Below are 17,727 nucleotides of genomic sequence, written 5' to 3' on the forward strand. Positions count from 1 at the left end.
GAGGCCGAGCACTGCCCAAGGTTAAAATGTCGCAGCCCGGTAGCCGATCATCATTCCCCCGGGAACAGGAATGGATTGATGCTGCTGCGGGCAAAGCCTTCGTCTTCCATTTTGGCGTCGAGCACCAGCGTGGCCAAATCATCAGCGACGGCCTCAACCTGCGGGTCTTTTTCCTGATACAAAATCTTCAGGTAGGTACCGCAGTCACCGCAGCTCTCCGCTTTAACCGATGCCAGCTCGGTGTCCAGCGACCAATAGTTGAGATCGCGGGTCTGCTCACAGTTGCTGCATTTGATCCGTACCACGTGCCACTCGCTTTCGCACAGGTTGCAGTGCAAATAGCGCAGGCCGCTGACGGTGCCGATATGCACCACGCTGGAAACCGGGATGCTGCCGCACACCGGGCAGAATTGACGGTGTTCGCCGTATTCGGCGCGCGCCTTGCCGGGGATAAGGCTGGCCATCTGCGCCCAATAGAGCGACAGCGCGGCCCAGATGAACGGCGCTTTTTCGCTGCCGATCTTGGCGAAATCCTGGTTAAGCAACGCATCAGCCAACAATTCCAGCTCGTGCGCCGAGGCTTTTTCCAGGTTATCCAGCACCGCCAGAATGTGCTCCGGCGCCTGCGGGCGCAGCTCGGCAATCAGCGATGTCAGCAACCGGTGCCAGTGTTGGCTACGCGGAAAAACGCTCAGATCCAGCGGCGGCTTGCCACTGTCGGCACCCTGTTGCAGGACTTCGGTAAGATCAAGCGTCAGCGGGTTGTCGTGCAACGCATGGTGCTGCGCTTCGGCCAGTTGGGCAGCAAAATTCAGGTAGTCGCCCAGCGGGTTGTCGGTCGCCAGCTTACGCAGGCGTTCAGCGCGGCGGCTGTACAGGCTTTTCAGATTAGCGAAAAGTAACGGCGGGATGGTCTCCGCCGTTGTGGACTTCTCGCGCTGTGCCCCTAACTGCTCTTTAGGAACGATGCGGATGCTCATCAGGGTTTGTCTTCCTGTTGTTTCTCGCGGACCTCTCGGTACCAGCGCGGGTGATGTTTTTTAGCCCAGGCCGCCGGCACCCAGCCTTCCACCATCGCGGTAATGGTGCCTTTTACCCACAGCGCGGCGTAAATGTGCACCATAATCACGATAATCAGACCGACCGCAGCCAGCGAATGCACCAGCAGCGCAATGCGGATCAGCGGTATCGGGAACGACGGCGCAAAGTAAGGCCGCCAAATCACCACACCGCTGGCCAACAGCAACACCAGGCTAATGATTGCCGCCCAGAATACGCACTTCTGACCGAAATTATAACGCCCGGTGTCACCCACTTCCTCGTTCATGGCGATTTTATGGATGTTTTTGGCCCAGACGATGTCCTCGCGATTGATCAGATTATGCTTCCAATAACGCAGGAACATCAGCAGGAAAGCCGCAAACATAATCACGCCGACAAAGGGGTGCAGAATGCGCGCCAGTTGCGGCGTACCGAAAATGTTCATCAACCAGTTGAAGGAGGGGAAAAAGAACCCCAGCCCGCTGATGGCGGCGAACACAAAGCAGAACGCCACAATCCAGTGGTTAATCCGCTCCGGCGCGCTGTAGCGCTGAATACGCTTTTCCTTTTTCATTTGCGCGTCTCCTCATCATGCAGCTCGTCGTTATCTTCCTCTTCGACGCGGTTTGGTCCGACGCCGACGTAGTGGAACACGCTCGCTGCAAAGGTGGCGGCAAAGCCGATGGCCGCCAGGGGTTTCCACACGCCTTTCCAGAACGTGACCGCCGGGCTGATGCTCGGGTTATCCGGCAGACCGTGATACAGCTGCGGTTTGTCCGCATGGTGCAACACGTACATGACGTGCGTGCCGCCCACGCCCGCCGGATCGTACAGACCGGCGTTCTGATAGCCACGGGTGTTCAGCTCGCTGACGCGATCGGCGGCGACCTGCTTCATCGCTTCCTTGGTACCGAAGTGAATGGCGCCGGTCGGGCAGGTTTTCACGCAGGCCGGTTCCTGGCCAACATCAACGCGGTCGACGCACAGGGTACATTTGTACACCCGGTTGTCGTCCTTGTTCATGCGCGGCACGTCGAACGGGCACCCGGCGATGCAGTAACCGCAGCCGATACAGTGCTCAGACTGGAAGTCGACGATACCGTTGGCGTACTGGATGATCGCACCTTCCGATGGGCAGGCCTTCAGGCAGCCCGGGTCGGCGCAGTGCATGCAGCCGTCCTTGCGGATCAGCCACTCCAGCTTGCCGTTTTCCTCCACTTCGGAGAAGCGCATCACCGTCCACGACTTGGCGGTCAGATCGGCGGGGTTATCATACACCCCGACGTTGTGCCCGACTTCGTCGCGAATGTCGTTCCATTCGGAACAGGCCACCTGACAGGCTTTGCAGCCGATACAGGTGGTGACATCGATCAGCTTGGCCACTTCTTCCTGGTGGTCACGGGCGCGCGGCGCCGGCGTGAAACCATTGGTGGCGGATTTACGAATGATGTCCTGAGATTGCATTGCCATAATTCGTCTCCGTTACACCTTTTCCACGTTAACCAGGAACGCCTTGAACTCTGGCGTTTGCGTGTTGGCGTCGCCGACAAACGGCGTCAGCGTGTTGGCGATAAAGCCTTTCTTGGCCACCCCTTCGTAACCCCAGTGGATCGGGATGCCGATAGTGTCGACCTCTTGGCCGTGCACCTGCAGGGTACGGATACGCTTGGTCACCACCGCCTTGGCCTTGATATAGCCTCGGTTGGAGCTGACCTTGACGGTATCGCCATGCTGGATGCCCTTTTTCTCCGCCAGTTTTTCGCCGATTTCCACGAACTGCTCCGGCTGCGCGATCGCATTGAGCAACGCGTGCTTGGTCCAGTAGTGGAAGTGCTCGGTCAGACGATAGGTGGTGCCGACGTAAGGGAACTTGTCGGATTTGCCCATCGCTGCCAGGTCGTCCTTGAACACGCGCGCCGCCGGGTTGGACACCACGTTCGGGTGCAACGGGTTGGTGCCGAGCGGCGTTTCGAACGGCTCGTAGTGTTCCGGGAACGGCCCTTCGGCCATTTTATCGGTGGCGAACAGGCGCCCCATGCCTTCCGGCTGCATGATGAACGGCCCGACGTCACTGCCGGGTGCGGCGGCGCTGTAGTCCGGGATATCCACCCCGCCCCACTTGGCACCGTCCCACTCCAGCAACTGACGTTTTGGATCCCAAGGCTTGCCTTGCGGATCCGCCGAAGCACGGTTGTACAGGATGCGGCGGTTAAGCGGCCATGCCCAGGCCCAACCCAACGTATTGCCGAGGCCGGACGGATCGGCGTTATCGCGCCGCGCCATCTGGTTGCCGGCCGGCGTCCAGCTACCGGCGAAGATCCAGCAACCGCTGGCGGTGGTGCCGTCGTCGCGCAGGTGAGCAAAGGTGCTGAGCTGCTCACCCTTTTTCGCCAACACTTTGCCGTCGGCGTCGAGAATGTCCGCCAGTGCCTTACCGTTGCTCTCCATCGCCACTTCTTCGGCCGCAGGATTATCCGGCGTCAGGTAGTCCCAGGTCATGTTCAACACCTGTTCCGGCACCGCACCGCCGTCACGCGCATACATCTCACGCAGACGGGTAAAGATGCCCGCCAGGATTTCGCCGTCGTTCAGCGCTTCGCCAGGGGCATCGGCGCCCTTCCAGTGCCACTGCAGCCAGCGGCCGGAGTTGACGATAGAGCCGTTTTCTTCGGCAAAGCAGGTGGACGGCAGGCGGAACACTTCGGTCTGAATCTTCGACGAATCGACGTCGTTGAACTCGCCGTGGTTCTGCCAGAAGTTCGAGGTCTCGGTGTTAAGCGGATCTATGGTCACCAGGAACTTCAGTTTGGACAGGGAAGCCACGACCTTGTTCTTGTTCGGGAACGACGCCACCGGGTTGAAGCCCTGGCAGAAGTAGCCGTTGACCTTACCTTGCGACATCATTTCGAAGTACTGCAGCACGTCGTAGCCTTTGTCCCACTTCGGCAACCAGTCAAAGCCCCAGCTGTTGTCCTTCTGCGCCTTGTCACCGTAGAAGCTCTTCATCAGGCTGACGAAGAATTTCGGGTAGTTGCCCCAGTAGTTCACCTGGCCCGGCAGCAGCGCCTTCGGCGTGTTGGCTTTCAGGTAAGTCTCGAGATCCGGTTGCTTATCCGACGGCAACGTCATGTAGCCCGGCAGGCTCTGCGACAGCAGACCCAGATCGGTCAGGCCCTGAATATTGGAGTGGCCGCGCAGCGCGTTAACGCCGCCGCCCGCCATGCCCATGTTGCCGAGCAGCAGCTGGATCATCGCCATGGTACGAATGTTCTGTGCGCCGACCGAGTGCTGAGTCCAGCCCAGGGCGTACAGGAACGATGCGGTTTTATCCGCCACGCAGGTTTCGGCGATGTATTCACACACCTGGAGGAAGTCTTCCTTCGGCGTGCCGCAGATGTTGGTCACCACCTCTGGCGTATAACGGCTGACGTGTTCCTTGAGCAGGTTCCATACGCAGCGTGGATCTTGCAGCGTGACGTCGCGCTTGGCGAAGCCGTTCTCGTCGAACTGGTAGTTCCAGGTGGTTTTGTCGTATTTGCGGTTTTCCGCGTCATAGCCGCTGAACAGGCCGTCGTCGAAGGCAAAGTCTTCCCGCACCAGCAGGCTGGCGTTGGTGTAGGCCTCAACGTATTCGCGGTTAATTTTGTTGTTGGTCATCAGGTACAGCAACACGCCCGACAGGAAAGCAATGTCGGTCCCGGAACGGATTGGCGTATAGAAATCCGCTACCGATGCAGTACGGGTAAAGCGCGGATCGATAACGATCAGCTTGGCTTTATTGTGAATTTTGGCTTCCATCGCCCAGCGGAACCCCACCGGATGCGCTTCCGCCGCATTACCGCCCATGACGATAATCAGATTCGCGTTCTTGATATCAACCCAGTGGTTGGTCATCGCACCGCGACCAAATGTTGGAGCAAGACTTGCTACCGTTGGTCCGTGTCAGACACGCGCCTGGTTGTCTACGGCAAGCATGCCGAGAGCGCGACTAAATTTTTGCGACAAATAACCGGTTTCGTTGCTGGCGGCAGAGGCGCACAGCATGCCGGTGCTCAGCCAACGGTTGACGGTAACGCCCTGTTCGTTGGTTTTGATGAAATTGGCGTCACGGTCTTCTTTCATCAGCTTGGCGATGCGGGTGAAGGCGTCGTCCCAGCTGATGCGTTGCCATTTGTCCGAACCTGGCGCCCGGTATTCCGGGTACTTGAGGCGACTTTCGCTGTGGATGAAGTCGACCAGGCCGGCGCCTTTCGGGCAAAGCGCACCGCGGTTGACCGGGTGATCCGGATCCCCTTCAATGTGGAAAATGCTTTCTTTGGCGTTTTTGGCGCCATCACCAAGGCTGTACATCAACAGCCCACAGCCGACGGAACAATACGTACAGGTATTACGGGTTTCGCGCGCGCGCAGCAGTTTGTACTGCCGGGTTTCCGCCAACGCCACTTCCGGGGCAAAGCCCAGCGCAGCTACCGTCGTTCCTGCCATACCGCCAGCGCAGATCTTAAAGAACTGCCTTCTGCTGACCTGCATGGGGGTCTCCTTTCACTCTCGATTGTCACATTGTTTCAAATGGCGCTTTCCCCCTTGAAGCGGGAAGCGCTAAAATTACTGTTGTTTTTGCGGTGGCAATATTACCACAGCGTGTATGTGGTTGTTACAAACAGGTGCCAGTTAAGTGAACAATATAAACTCAGACCAACACATAAATGAGACCTCGCTCACAGGGGTGACCCAGGCTCAGGTTTATCAACGCGGGCAACTCGCCACCGCACAGCCGGATTGGCTGGCGGAAGAGGTTCCGGTCGCGCTGGTCTATAACGGCATCTCTCACGTGGTGATGATGTGCACGCCCAAAGATCTTGAGGCGTTCGCCCTGGGCTTTTCCCTGTCGGAAGGCATCATCGAATCGCCACGCGATATCTACAGTATAGAGATTAACCAAACCTGTAACGGACTGGAGGTGCAAATAGAGCTCTCCAGCCGTCGGTTTGCCGGTTTGAAGGAGCGCCGTCGTGCCATGGCAGGCCGCACCGGCTGCGGCGTATGCGGTATTGAACAGCTGGCAGACATTTTCCGTCCGCTGCCTGCACTGCCATTCACCCAGACTTTTTCCCTGGATAATCTCGACTCCGCATTGAAACAGCTGCGAGAAGTACAGGAAGTTGGGCAACTGACCGGTTGCACCCATGCCGCCGCCTGGTTATCCCCACAGGGTGAAGTACTTGGCGGATGCGAAGACGTGGGCCGACATGTCGCCCTGGACAAGCTGCTTGGCGTACGCGCCAAACAGGGCTGGTCTCAGGGAGCGGTATTAACCTCCAGCCGTGCCAGTTATGAAATGGTGCAGAAGGCCGCGATGTGTGGCGTGGAGATTTTGTTCGTGGTGTCTGCGGCAACCTCGCTGGCCGTTGAAATCGCCGAGCGCAGTAATCTGACGCTGGTCGGCTTCAGCAAACCCGGCCGCGCCACGGTGTTTACCCACCCGCAGCGCCTGGTTGATCAGATTAAACCCACACTGTAAGTAGGGCATTGATAATCATTTTCAATATCATTTAAATAACTATAATGATCCGACTGCTTACGCGGTGCTCACAACATTGCGCCGCCCATACACCACTGGAGATGATGATTATGAGTTATTCACTGCCATCCCTGCCGTACGCCTACGACGCACTGGAACCGCATTTCGACAAGCAGACGATGGAAATCCATCACACCAAACATCACCAGACCTACGTTAACAACGCCAACACCGTACTGGAAGCCTACCCAGAGCTGGCGCAATACAGCGTTGAAGAACTGATCCAGGATCTGGATAAAGTGCCTGCTGACAAGCGCACCTTCATGCGTAACAACGCCGGCGGTCACGCTAACCACAGCCTGTTCTGGAAAGGCCTGAAAACCGGCACCACGCTGGGTGGGGATCTGAAAGCCGCTATCGAGCGTGATTTCGGCAGCGTAGAGAAATTCCAGGAAGAGTTCGAGAAAGCCGCAGCGACCCGCTTCGGTTCTGGTTGGGCCTGGCTGGTGCTGAAAGGCGACAAACTGGCCGTGGTATCTACCGCTAACCAAGACAGCCCGCTGATGGGCGAAGCCGTTGCCGGCGCTTCAGGTTTCCCAATCGTGGGCCTGGACGTGTGGGAACACGCTTACTACCTGAAATATCAAAACAAACGTCCAGATTACATCAAGGCATTCTGGAACGTGGTTAACTGGGATGAAGCGGCAGCACGCTTCGCTGCGAAGAAGTAATTCGCCCCCGGTACTGAAGATGCCCGCGTAATGCGGGCATTTTTTTGCCTAAAATCCGCTAAAGTTTAACCGCCCTTTGCCGATGATTTGTTCAATTGACGTTCGCCCGGAAAGGAAAATCATTATGGCGGCATTGCAAACACTGGCAGGAAAGTTCGTTCATCTCACCGTGGGTAAAAAGCTCGGTCTCGGTTTTGGCCTGATGCTGTTACTGACGGCCATTATCGCCGGAACCGGCGCACAGTATCTGCATACCATCGAGTCCCGCGCCGATCGCATCGACTTCAGCAACAAGCTGAATGACGAGATCAATCAAGCCAAATACAACCGCGCGCTGTTCGGCCAAACCTATAAGCCTGAATACCTGAAAAATAACCGCACCAGCATCGAGAACGCGGTGAAGATGATTAACCAGGGTCAGGACCTGGACTGGGATCCCCAAAGCCGCAAAGACCTGCAGCGTTTGATGGAGCTGATCGGCCACTACCAGCAGCAGCAAAACGCTTTCGAGAAGGCGGTAGCGGCAAAGGATGCCGTGCGCCAAAGCTGGAACATGTCGGAAGTGCAAGACAGCCTGAATCAGGTAGAGCGTCAGCTTACCAATGGCGACCTGCAGCTGGCCTTCATTCAGTTGAACCAAAAACTGACTCTGGTGCGCTACGGCGCGCGCGGCCTGCTGTTGAGCCTGAGCAGCGAGTCCGAAGCCCCGCTGGTCGCGGCGATAGATGATGCCCGTAGCGCGGCCAACGCGCTCAGCCGGCGGCTCAACGACGCTCAGCGTCCTCTGCTGCAACCGCTGCTGACCGCGCTTGATGATTACAAGAACCGTATCCAGGCCTACCTGCCGGCTTATCAACAGGAGCAAAACATCAGCCAGCAGTTGGGCAACAGCGCGCAGGAAGTCGGTACGCTGGTCAACGCCTTTATGCAGGACGAACTGACGCAAACCCATAACGATATCAACGCCGCGCAGCTGCAAATGGGCATCACCACGCTGGTTGCCATCATTGCCGGGCTGCTGATCGCCTGGCGCATCACGCTGCAAATCACCCGACCGCTGCAAAGTACGCTGGCGCTGGCGGAACGCATTGCCAGTGGCGATCTGCGGCAGGCGCAGACCAGCACCCGTCGCGATGAACTGGGGCAATTGCTGAATGCCGTGGCGGCGATGAGCCAGAACCTGCGCGACATGATTGAGAAAATCCAGATGGGCGTCAGCCAGGTGTCCACCGCCGCTGCGGAGATTGCCGCAGGCAATACCGATTTGTCCTCCCGTACCGAGCAACAGGCCGCCGCGGTGGAAGAAACCGCCGCCAGCATGGAACAGCTCACCGCCACGGTGAAACAGAACGCCGAAAACGCCCATCACGCCAATCAGCTGGCCACGGACGCCTCACAAACCGCCCAGCAGGGGGGCAAACTGGTGGAAAGCGTCGTCAGCACCATGCGCGACATTTCCAGCAGTTCACAGCGAATCGCCGAAATTACCACCCTGATCAACGGTATTGCCTTCCAGACTAATATCTTGGCGCTCAACGCGGCAGTGGAAGCAGCGCGTGCCGGTGAACAGGGCCGAGGCTTCTCGGTGGTGGCCAGCGAAGTACGCAACCTGGCGCAGCGTAGCGCCCAGGCGGCAAAGGAGATCGAAGGGTTGATTACCGAGTCGGTCAGCCGGGTACAGACCGGCACCACTTTGGTGGAAAACACCGGCAATACCATGGAGCAGATCGTCCTGTCGGTCACCCATGTGCGCGACATCATGGCGGAGATCGCCGCCGCCTCCGACGAGCAGACCCGCGGTATTGCCCAAATTGGCCAGGCGATTGTGGAAATGGATCACACCACTCAGCAGAACGCCGCGTTGGTGGAAGAATCTGCCGCCGCAGCCGACTCGCTGGAAGAACAGGCGGAAATGCTACTGCAAAGCGTCTCGGTATTCCGTTTGGCGGAACTTTCTGCACCGGCCGCCGTGAAAGGGACGGTGGTCAAGGCACCGGCGATGAAAAAGCCCGCAGCCAGCACCGAAGCGGAAGATAACTGGACCACCTTCTAACGTTTACCCGCCCGAACCTTTCGGGCGGTTATTGTTCCCTCCGGCCAACTCAGGCTATGCTGAACCTTCGAAGCGAGACATGGAGGCGCATATGCATCACCCTGAGGTTTATATCGGTACCGTTCAACCCTACGAGGGCGGGCGGCCGAGCGGTATCGCCAAGCGCCTGGTGGACGGTGCCATCAAGCTGACGTCCCTCGGCCTGGAAGGCGATGAGCAGGCGGAGAAAAGCTATCACGGCGGGCCGGACCGCGCGCTGTGTCACTATCCCCGAGAACATTACCAACACTGGCGCGAACAGTTCCCGACGCAGGCGGAACAGTTCAGCGCGCCGGCCTTTGGCGAAAACCTTTCAACTCTGGGGCTGACCGAACACAACGTGTTTATGGGCGACATCTTCCGTTGGGGCGACGCGCTGATTCAGGTCACCCAACCGCGCTCTCCCTGCTTCAAGCTCAACTACCATTTTGATATCGACGACATCTCGGTGCTGATGCAACAAAGCGGCCGCTGCGGCTGGCTGTACCGCGTGATCTCCGCCGGTAAAGTCAGCGGCGAGCGCCCGTTGGAACTGGTAACACGCAGCAGCGATATCTCGGTCGCCGAGGCGATTGGCATCGCCTGGCATATGCCGTTTGATGAAGAGCAATATCGCCGCCTGCTGGCGGTGGCCGGGTTGTCCGCCAGCTGGAGTAAAACCATGCTGACGCGTATCAGTGAACACCGTATTGAAGACTTTAATCGCCGCTTGCTGGGCCGCTGAGAAACAGCAGCCGGGAAGGAAAAACGTGGCGCAGAATACTGCGTTAAGCCTTTTTACCGACCTATACTGTGATGCAACCCAACCGGCAACCTCTTTCAGGCAGGAGCAAAGTTATGACCTCCCCATCTCATTCGATCCACCATGCCGCAGCCGCTGGCTATCAGGCCAATTCCGATCGCTACGTTAAAGGGCGACCGGATTACCCACCGGAAATTGCCGTTTGGCTGCGCGACACCCTCGGCCTGCATGCCGGTATGACGGTGATCGATCTCGGGGCCGGCACCGGCAAATTCACGCCCCGCCTGCTGGAAACCGGCGCTCAGGTGATCGCCGTTGAACCGGTGGCGCAGATGTTGGAAAAGCTGTCGATTGCGCTGCCGCAGGTGAAAACATTGGCGGGCACCGCGGAGTCGATCCCGCTGCCGGATGAATCAGTGGACGCCGTGGTCTGCGCACAGTCCTTCCACTGGTTCGCCACGCCGCAGGCGTTGGCCGAGATAAAGCGCATTCTCAAACCCGGCGGCAAGCTTGGCCTGGTATGGAATATGCGCGATGCGCGCGTAAGTTGGGTGCGTAAGCTGAACCAGATTGTCGACCGTCACGAAGGCGACGCCCCGCGTTTTTACACCGGAGAATGGCGTAAACTTTTCCCGTTCAAAGGGCTGGATGCGCTACAGGAGCAGGTATTTATGCTCGCCCACCAGGGTGCGGCAGAAGATGTGATTTATAACCGGGTGCGTTCCACCAGCTTTATCGCTGCCTTGCCGCCCCAGCAGCAGGAAGAAGTGATCGATGAGATCCGCCAACTGGTGGCAGAAGAAGAGGAATTGCAGGGCAAAGAAAACCTGACCGTGCCCTATCAGACCAAGGCGTATTTCACCACCAAGCTATGAAAACGGGGCGCCATCGACGGCGCCCCTGGCGATCAGAAAGCTTTTCTGGCGTAGCCGGTAACCACTTTCAGGCCCATTTCACGGCCCAGAGCGGTCATTGGGTGCACTACGATCAGGCCGCGCACGTTTTTCTTCAACGAGCCCATATCCGCCTGTTCTTTCTTGGTGATTTCACGGCTGAACGGCAGTTGGCTCAGCTTTTGCGCTTCTGCGCTCAGCTTTTCAACACGTACGCCTTTCAGGCGCTCGATTTCTGCCGCCAGCTTCTCTTTTTCTTTGGTGTGCTGGGCAATCAGATCGGGATTGCCCTGTTGGATCACCAGGGTGTCTTTGTGGTTCAGTGCGTCCAGCAGGTCGCTAAGGCGCTTAATCTCTGCCTTTTCTATCTCTTTCATGGTTTCTGGCCTGTTGTGCCTGTCGGCACGCTAATCAATGATGCCCACATTGTAGCAAAATGCGCGCGTCGTTACCCGTCTTGCGCAATGCCCGGCGGCAAGCCACTCATCTCGCAGGCTTTAGCCCCCACGCGTGCCAGCGCCTGGCTGTAGCGCGCATTAAACGGATAACAACAGGAGAGCCGCAACGCATTACGATAGCGGCCGCTGGGAGAATACAGCGTGCCAGGCGTCAGGCAGATCTGCTCCTCCAACAGCTGGTGGAACAGCGCTACGCTGTCGACCCCGTCCGGAAATTCCACCCAGAACACAAATCCCCCCGCCGGTTGCGTGGCTCGCGTGCCGCGTGGAAAGTGACGCGCAATCAACCCTCGCGCCTCATCCACCTGGGCGGCATAGCGCTTGCGCAGGTTGCGCAGATGGTGATCGTAGCCACCGGTTTCCAGAAACATCGCCAGAGTTTCCGACAGCAACTGTGACTCGGACATTGACGACACCGCCTTCAGCTTGCGCAACGCATCGTTGAAACGTCCGCCGCTGATCCAACCGATGCGAAAATCCGGCGCCAGCGTCTTGGTAAAGCTGGAGCAAAACAGCACCCAACCGTCGCGGTCGAATGATTTCACCGCCGGGGAGAGTGCGCCACCGAACTGGATCTCCGCGTACAGCCCGTCCTCAATTAGCGGCACCTGATGATCGTTCATCAGCCGAGCCAGGCGTTTTTTCGCCGCCAGCGGCATGGTACAACCCAACGGATTTTGCACCGTCGGCATGGCGATCACCGCGTTCAGTCGTTTCTCGTTCAGCAACAGTTCCAACGCGTCCAATGACAGCCCGTGTTGCGGATCGGTGGGGATTTCCAGCGCTTTCAGCCCCAGACTGGCCAGCAGCGGCAGCAGGTAAAAATAGGTCGGCGATTCCAGCCCGATACAGTCGCCCGGTTTGGTGGTTACCCGCAGCGCCAGTTGCAATGCCTCCATGCAGCCGTGCGTCAGCGTGATATCGCCCGGTTCCAGCAGCATACCCAGCGTCATCGAACGACGCGTGATCTGCTGACGCAGCCGCAGGCTACCGGGCGGCAGCGCGTACTGACCGATCAGGTTCGGCTGGCGACGCAGCTGCGATGAAAGCATCCGCCCCAATTTCCCGCCGGGGTAAAAATCCGAGGTCTGCGGGCAGGCCAGCGAAAGGTTGGTGAATGCCGGGTTCTGCTGGGCGGCAAACACGGTGTCGATCAAGGCCAGCACATCGTCCGCCGGTGGCTCTATTCGGCTGCTGGTCGGCAAAGCGGCCTTCAACGCCGGCAGAGTGTTGCACACATAAAACCCCGACTGTGGCCGCGCCTCTATCAAACCGCGATCTTCCAGCGTGCGGTAAGCCGCGACCACGGTATTGATGCTGACGCTGTGGGTTTGCGCGCAGCGACGCACCGAGGGTAAACGGCTGCCGGGCAGCAGCGTACCGCGGCGAATGGCTTCCGCCAGCGTATCCGCCAGCTGTTGGTAGCGCGTTTCCGGCATTTCATCGAGCAGGGTCACAGTTTGTCTCCAGGCAATGGGTACAGTTTAATATTGGTATAACTGTATCCATAACAATAACTGGTTTTTGGTTCTGTCACCATCCATCGGCAGGTTTTATGCTGGTTCCCTTGCTCCCCCAGCCCTGTGAGGAACCCATTATGCTGGACTCCGCCTTTATCAGTTATGTCACCGTCATGTCGATCACCCCAGGCCCCAACAACCTGCTGCTGGCGTCGTCCGGCGTAAATTTTGGCCTGCGCCGCACTCTGCCGATGGTTTTTGGCATCAGCGTCGGCTGCGCAGTGCAGCTGGCCCTGACCACCACCCTGCTGGCGTTGATTTTGAGCTGGGCCGGGATGATCCGTTTTCCACTGGCGGTGATCGGTTGCACCTATCTGCTATGGCTATCCTGGAAGCTGTTCAAAGCGGCATCGCCGGACGGCAAACAGCAGGCGCAGCCAATGCGCTTAATCAACGGGGCGTTGTTCCAGGCGGTCAATCCCAAAGCCTGGCTGATGGCCATTAACGTCGCCATTCTGTTCACCCCGCGGGAAGGCGCCAGCCTCGGTCATACGTTGATGATTATCGCTGCCTTTACCGCGCTGAACATTCCCTGCGTCTTGGTCTGGGCGGTGTTGGGCGATCGCCTGCGTGATGCGCTGCGAGTGACCTGGAAACTGCGGTTGTTTAACGGCGTGATGGCGGGATTGATGGCAGCCACGGCACTGTGGCTGCTGTTCGACGAGTGGCGCGCCGCCTTTGCCTAACTGCGGCCGAGAGGAGAGAGCCGGGACGGTTGTTTGGCGCCGATACCGGCTATCAGATCGGTGACGGAAAGCACCATAGTGGAACGCAACACCTGTTGATAGCGCTGGCGCTGCATGGCGATCAGCGACTCTTCCGCTTCGCCGGGCTGCAGGAAAGTCGGCACCGGCGGCAACGCGGTCACGCAGTGCAACTCGCCGAACGGCCCGAGGATTTCATCATCGACAAAGCGGTATTCTGTCCCGTCGTGATTCAACTCTTCGCGCATCGCCATCAGCAACTCGGCATCTTCGTATTCGTGGCGGGAGATCACTCCCAGCCCGTACATCAGCTTCAGGCGCACCGACAACTCCCCCAGCGGACCGGCACCGGACAATAGCGGTTCGACGGCATACTTCACCGCATAATCGTCCTTGCGAAACACCTGCACCACCAGTACGTTGAGCGCTTCCGCCAGCAGCTCTACCGCCGCTATCAGGAAACTGCGCACCGTCTTGCCTGCGTTCAGCCTTTCCAGAACCTTATTTTCAAATGCCTGTGCTTCTTCCATCGTCGCTTTTCGAATGGCGTGGGAGGGGTATGCTGTATCGGCCACTAATTTAATACCATAGGCGTTATTGTCGCAGCCAGTTTGCGGGCGGACAGCGCGCAGAATCCGGAGCGTACACGTAGTACGTGAGGAATTCGAGCACTGCCCAACCGTAAAATGGCAAGTAAAATAGCCTATTGGCGCTGCATGGCGTTATACACAGCAATGGCCTGTTCTACAACCTCGCTTTCCGCCGGCAGCCCGGAAATTTGCGCCAGCGCCGCTTTTGGCCCCAGTTCAGTCAGCAGTTCCACCAGCTCTTTGGCCTGCGGATCCTGCTCGCTGCGGTAGCTCATGGCGGCGGCGATGCCCTGAATCAGGTTCGCGTGCGGCAGGCCGTATTCCAAAGTGCCCAACAGGGGTTTGATCAGACGATCGCCCGCGCTCAGCTTGCGCAGCGGTTGGCGCCCCACACGCTCAACGTCGTCGTGCAGATACGGGTTCTCAAAGCGACTGAGGATTTTGTCGATATAAGCGGCATGCTTGGCGGCGTCAAAGCCATAACGTTTGATCAATACCGCTCCGCTCTCTTCCATCGCCCCTTTCACCACGCGGCGGATCGCCGGGTCCAGAATGGCATCGCGAATGGTCTGCAGACCGGCCTGCTGGCCAAGATAAGCGGTGATGGCATGACCGGTATTGAGCGTGAACAGTTTGCGTTCGACAAACGCCATCAGGTTATCGGTCAGCTCCATGCCGGCGATCGCCGGTGGCTGGCCCTTGAACTGGGTCTGGTCGACAATCCACTCGCTGAAGGTTTCCACCGTCACTTCCAGCGGATCGCTGCTGCCCGCTTCCGCCGGCGGCACAATGCGGTCAACCGCCGAGTCAACAAAGCCGACATGCTGCTCGACCCACGCCTGCTCGTCCTGCGGCAACGCATCGAACACATGTTGTTTTAACTGGCTGGTGCCGCGCACCATGTTTTCGCAGGCAATGATGTTCAGCGGTTGGTTGTTGCCCTGTTGATGACGCTTGATCAGCCCTTTGGCAATAGTACCGGCAATTTTACCCAGGATCTGCGGGCCCACGGCGGTCGTCACGATATCCGCTTCGGCGATCAGCGCTACCGCCTCTTCACTGCCGCTGTTCACTGCACTGACGTTGTTGACCGGCTCGACCCGCTCCTGCTCGCCGACCACGTGAACCTGGTAGCTTTTACGGCTGTTCAACAGATCCAACACCGTTTGGTTAACATCGGCAAAAGTCAGTTCGGCCTGCGCGTCCGCCAGCAGCTTGCCGATAAAACCACGCCCAATATTTCCCGCACCGAAATGTAATGCTTTCATATTCCTACCTTTCTAATGTCGAAGGGTGCAGCAAGCTGCACCCCTTAAAATGATTCTGTTATCCGGCTTTCTTGCCGCTAAGCAGGTCCAGCACTTCCTGTACGCTGGTGGTATTCGCCAGCCGCTCGATGACGCCGTCGTCGTCCAGGGCATTGGTCAGGCTGGTGATCACCTGGATATGTTCGTTGTTGCGTGCGGCGATACCGATAACCAGTCGTGCCACCTCGTCCTCTTCATCGCCAAAGCGCACGCCTTGCGGGTACTGGCAGAACACCACGCCGGTGCGCAACACCCGGTCCTTGGCTTCGATGGTGCCGTGCGGCACGGCGATTGACTCGCCCAGGTAGGTTGAGGTGAGTTTTTCACGCTCCAGCATCGCCGCGACGTATTCCGGCTCAACGTAGCCCCCTTTGACCAACTGCTCGCCGGCGAAGCGAATCGCCTGCTCCTTGTCGCTGGCCTGCAGGTTAAGGAACACGTTGCTTTCGCTCAGTTTGAACAGGTTTTGCTCGGTGGCCTCAAAGCTGTCGTCCAGCGTGCTGATGACTTTCTGCTGGTTATCGGTGGTTTTATTGGCCGCCACCAGGCGCTCGGTCAGATCGTTGTACAGCTTGCTGTCGAGGAAATTGGTCAGCGAGATGTGCTGTGCCTGCGGCGCATGACGCATCGCGCGCTCAGTCAGGTCACGGTGAGTGATCACCAGATCCACATCATCCGGCAGGTTGTTGATGGCACTGTTGGTCACGGAGATATTTTTCAGCCCGGCGTCCGCCACTTTTTTGCGCAGTACCCCGGCCCCCATGGCGCTGGAACCCATGCCCGCATCGCAGGCAACGATGATTTTACGCACCGTGGTCAGGTCACCATCCACCGCTGCATGAGCCGCAGCACCGCCTTTAGACTGGGATTTCATCGCCTGTACGCGGCGAGTGGCCTCTTCCAGGTCATCCTCTTCTTTGGCTTTCGAAGTTTTCAGCAGGAACCCGGCAACCACAAAGGACACCACGAACGCTGCGGCGATCGCCGCCAGGTTGGCGAAGTAAGCGCCCTTAGGGGTCATCGCCAATACCGCCAGAATCGAACCCGGAGAAGCCGGAGACACCAGACCGCCGTTCAGCAGGGTCAGTGTGAACACGCCGGTCATACCGCCCAGGATCACCGCCAGCAGCAGGCGTGGATTCATCAGCACGTACGGGAAGTAAATTTCGTGGATACCACCGAAGAAGTGGATGATCGCGGCACCGCCGGCAGACTGCTTGGCACTGCCGCGGCCAAAGAACATGTAGGCCATCAGTACGCCCATACCCGGGCCTGGGTTGGCTTCAATCAGGAAGAAGATGGATTTACCGGTTTCGGTCGCCTGCTGAATGCCCAACGGCGAGAAGATACCGTGGTTGATGGCGTTGTTCAGGAACAGGATTTTCGCCGGCTCCACGAAGATTGACGCCAGCGGCAGCAGGTTGTTGGTCACCATGATGTTCACGCCGGTCGCCAGGATATGTGACAACCCTTCAACCAGCGGGCCAATGGCCAAAAATGCCAGAATAGCCAGCAGCATGCCGATAATGCCGGCGGAGAAGTTGTTCACCAACATCTCAAAGCCGCTTTTGATTTTGCCGTCTACCCAGCGGTCAAAATGCTTGATGGCCCAGCCGCCCAGCGGACCGGCAATCATGGCGCCGAGGAACATCGGCATATCTGCCCCGACAATCACGCCCATGGTGGTGATAGCGCCCACCACCCCACCGCGATCGCCTCCCACCAGACGGCCACCGGTAAAACCGATCAGCAGCGGCAGCAGGTAAGTGATCATTGGGCCAACCAGTTTGGCTAAGGTTTCGTTCGGCAGCCAACCGGTAGGAATGAATAATGCGGTGATGATACCCCAGGCGATAAAGGCGCCAATGTTAGGCATCACCATGTTGCTTAAGAAGCGGCCAAAGTTTTGAACTTTGACTTTGATGTCTGGTGAAAACATAAAACACACCCCTATTGTTACGCGCTGACAATAAGAGCGCGTGATTATTGTTGTTACGATCCAGCCGTGTTGTTGCTGTATGCGAAATGGACTCTATCACGCAGTTTTTACCGTGCGAACTTCACGGAATTTTTGTGACAAACATCACACTAACACCCCCATTATCGGGGCACTTATAGTGATCATGAT

The 17,727-nt window shown here is 58.0% G+C and carries 15 protein-coding genes; 6 read left to right on the forward strand and 9 right to left on the reverse strand.

Annotated features, from left to right (window positions below):
• Positions 1 to 50: 50 nt before the first annotated feature.
• From fdhE to fdnG, 4 genes are read right to left on the reverse strand one after another with little or no spacing between them, the layout of a single operon-like run.
• Complete coding sequence (fdhE, locus tag M2407_RS23290) at positions 51 to 980, reverse strand: formate dehydrogenase accessory protein FdhE (RefSeq protein ID WP_020824681.1); 930 nt, start codon at positions 978 to 980, stop codon at positions 51 to 53.
• The gene (fdoI, locus tag M2407_RS23295) at positions 980 to 1,615 is read right to left on the reverse strand and encodes a formate dehydrogenase cytochrome b556 subunit (protein WP_013810963.1); all 636 of its coding nucleotides are present in this window, start codon (positions 1,613 to 1,615) and stop codon (positions 980 to 982) included. The genes fdhE and fdoI overlap by 1 nt, the downstream gene beginning before the upstream one ends.
• Positions 1,612 to 2,511 (reverse strand): formate dehydrogenase subunit beta, encoded by a 900-nt coding sequence (fdxH, locus tag M2407_RS23300; protein WP_020824680.1) that lies wholly within the window; start codon positions 2,509 to 2,511, stop codon positions 1,612 to 1,614. Before fdxH ends, fdoI begins: the two co-directional genes overlap by 4 nt.
• 12 nt (positions 2,512 to 2,523) lie before the next feature.
• A complete protein-coding gene (gene fdnG / locus M2407_RS23305) occupies positions 2,524 to 5,571 on the reverse strand; it encodes a formate dehydrogenase-N subunit alpha (RefSeq protein ID WP_104410929.1) in 3,048 nt (1,015 codons plus the stop codon).
• Between the two features lie 145 nt (positions 5,572 to 5,716).
• Here fdnG and fdhD point away from each other — a divergent pair, with 145 nt between their 5' ends.
• The 5 genes from fdhD (at position 5,717) to M2407_RS23330 (ending at position 11,002) form a co-directional block, all read left to right on the forward strand.
• Positions 5,717 to 6,562: a formate dehydrogenase accessory sulfurtransferase FdhD gene (gene fdhD, locus M2407_RS23310; protein ID WP_046374813.1), complete on the forward strand. Its 846-nt coding sequence runs from the start codon at positions 5,717 to 5,719 to the stop codon at positions 6,560 to 6,562.
• 110 nt (positions 6,563 to 6,672) lie between these two features.
• Positions 6,673 to 7,293, forward strand: coding sequence for a superoxide dismutase [Mn] (gene sodA / locus M2407_RS23315; RefSeq protein WP_044554332.1), 621 nt, complete (start codon positions 6,673 to 6,675; stop codon positions 7,291 to 7,293).
• Positions 7,294 to 7,417: 124 nt separating this feature from the next.
• A complete protein-coding gene (locus tag M2407_RS23320; RefSeq protein WP_187962092.1) occupies positions 7,418 to 9,346 on the forward strand; it encodes a methyl-accepting chemotaxis protein in 1,929 nt (642 codons plus the stop codon).
• Between the two features lie 91 nt (positions 9,347 to 9,437).
• Complete coding sequence (gene yiiM, locus M2407_RS23325; RefSeq protein WP_259220029.1) at positions 9,438 to 10,109, forward strand: 6-hydroxyaminopurine reductase; 672 nt, start codon at positions 9,438 to 9,440, stop codon at positions 10,107 to 10,109.
• A gap of 113 nt (positions 10,110 to 10,222) precedes the next feature.
• Entirely contained in the window at positions 10,223 to 11,002 is a 780-nt protein-coding gene (locus tag M2407_RS23330) for a methyltransferase domain-containing protein (protein WP_122080511.1), read from the forward strand.
• A gap of 32 nt (positions 11,003 to 11,034) precedes the next feature.
• On the opposite strand, the gene M2407_RS23335 is transcribed toward M2407_RS23330, so the two are convergent.
• The gene (locus M2407_RS23335; protein WP_020824672.1) at positions 11,035 to 11,397 is read right to left on the reverse strand and encodes a YibL family ribosome-associated protein; all 363 of its coding nucleotides are present in this window, start codon (positions 11,395 to 11,397) and stop codon (positions 11,035 to 11,037) included.
• 71 nt (positions 11,398 to 11,468) lie between these two features.
• On the reverse strand, positions 11,469 to 12,935 hold the full coding sequence (locus M2407_RS23340; protein ID WP_020824671.1) for a PLP-dependent aminotransferase family protein: 1,467 nt from the start codon (positions 12,933 to 12,935) through the stop codon (positions 11,469 to 11,471).
• Positions 12,936 to 13,075: 140 nt separating this feature from the next.
• Here M2407_RS23340 and M2407_RS23345 point away from each other — a divergent pair, with 140 nt between their 5' ends.
• Positions 13,076 to 13,684: a LysE family translocator gene (locus M2407_RS23345; RefSeq protein ID WP_044554326.1), complete on the forward strand. Its 609-nt coding sequence runs from the start codon at positions 13,076 to 13,078 to the stop codon at positions 13,682 to 13,684.
• Here the strand turns inward: M2407_RS23345 and M2407_RS23350 are convergent.
• From M2407_RS23350 to M2407_RS23360, 3 genes are all read right to left on the reverse strand, one after another.
• Positions 13,681 to 14,232: an MltR family transcriptional regulator gene (locus M2407_RS23350; RefSeq protein WP_020824669.1), complete on the reverse strand. Its 552-nt coding sequence runs from the start codon at positions 14,230 to 14,232 to the stop codon at positions 13,681 to 13,683. The genes M2407_RS23345 and M2407_RS23350 overlap by 4 nt on opposite strands.
• A 173-nt stretch (positions 14,233 to 14,405) precedes the next feature.
• Positions 14,406 to 15,560, reverse strand: a complete 1,155-nt coding sequence (locus M2407_RS23355) for a mannitol-1-phosphate 5-dehydrogenase (RefSeq protein WP_187962091.1) — start codon at positions 15,558 to 15,560, stop codon at positions 14,406 to 14,408.
• Between the two features lie 58 nt (positions 15,561 to 15,618).
• Positions 15,619 to 17,538, reverse strand: coding sequence for a PTS mannitol transporter subunit IICBA (locus M2407_RS23360; RefSeq protein WP_046374816.1), 1,920 nt, complete (start codon positions 17,536 to 17,538; stop codon positions 15,619 to 15,621).
• Positions 17,539 to 17,727 lie beyond the last annotated feature (189 nt).

Origin of the sequence: Serratia sp. BIGb0234, assembly GCF_024809915.1 — a bacterium.
GTDB lineage: Bacteria > Pseudomonadota > Gammaproteobacteria > Enterobacterales > Enterobacteriaceae > Serratia > Serratia liquefaciens.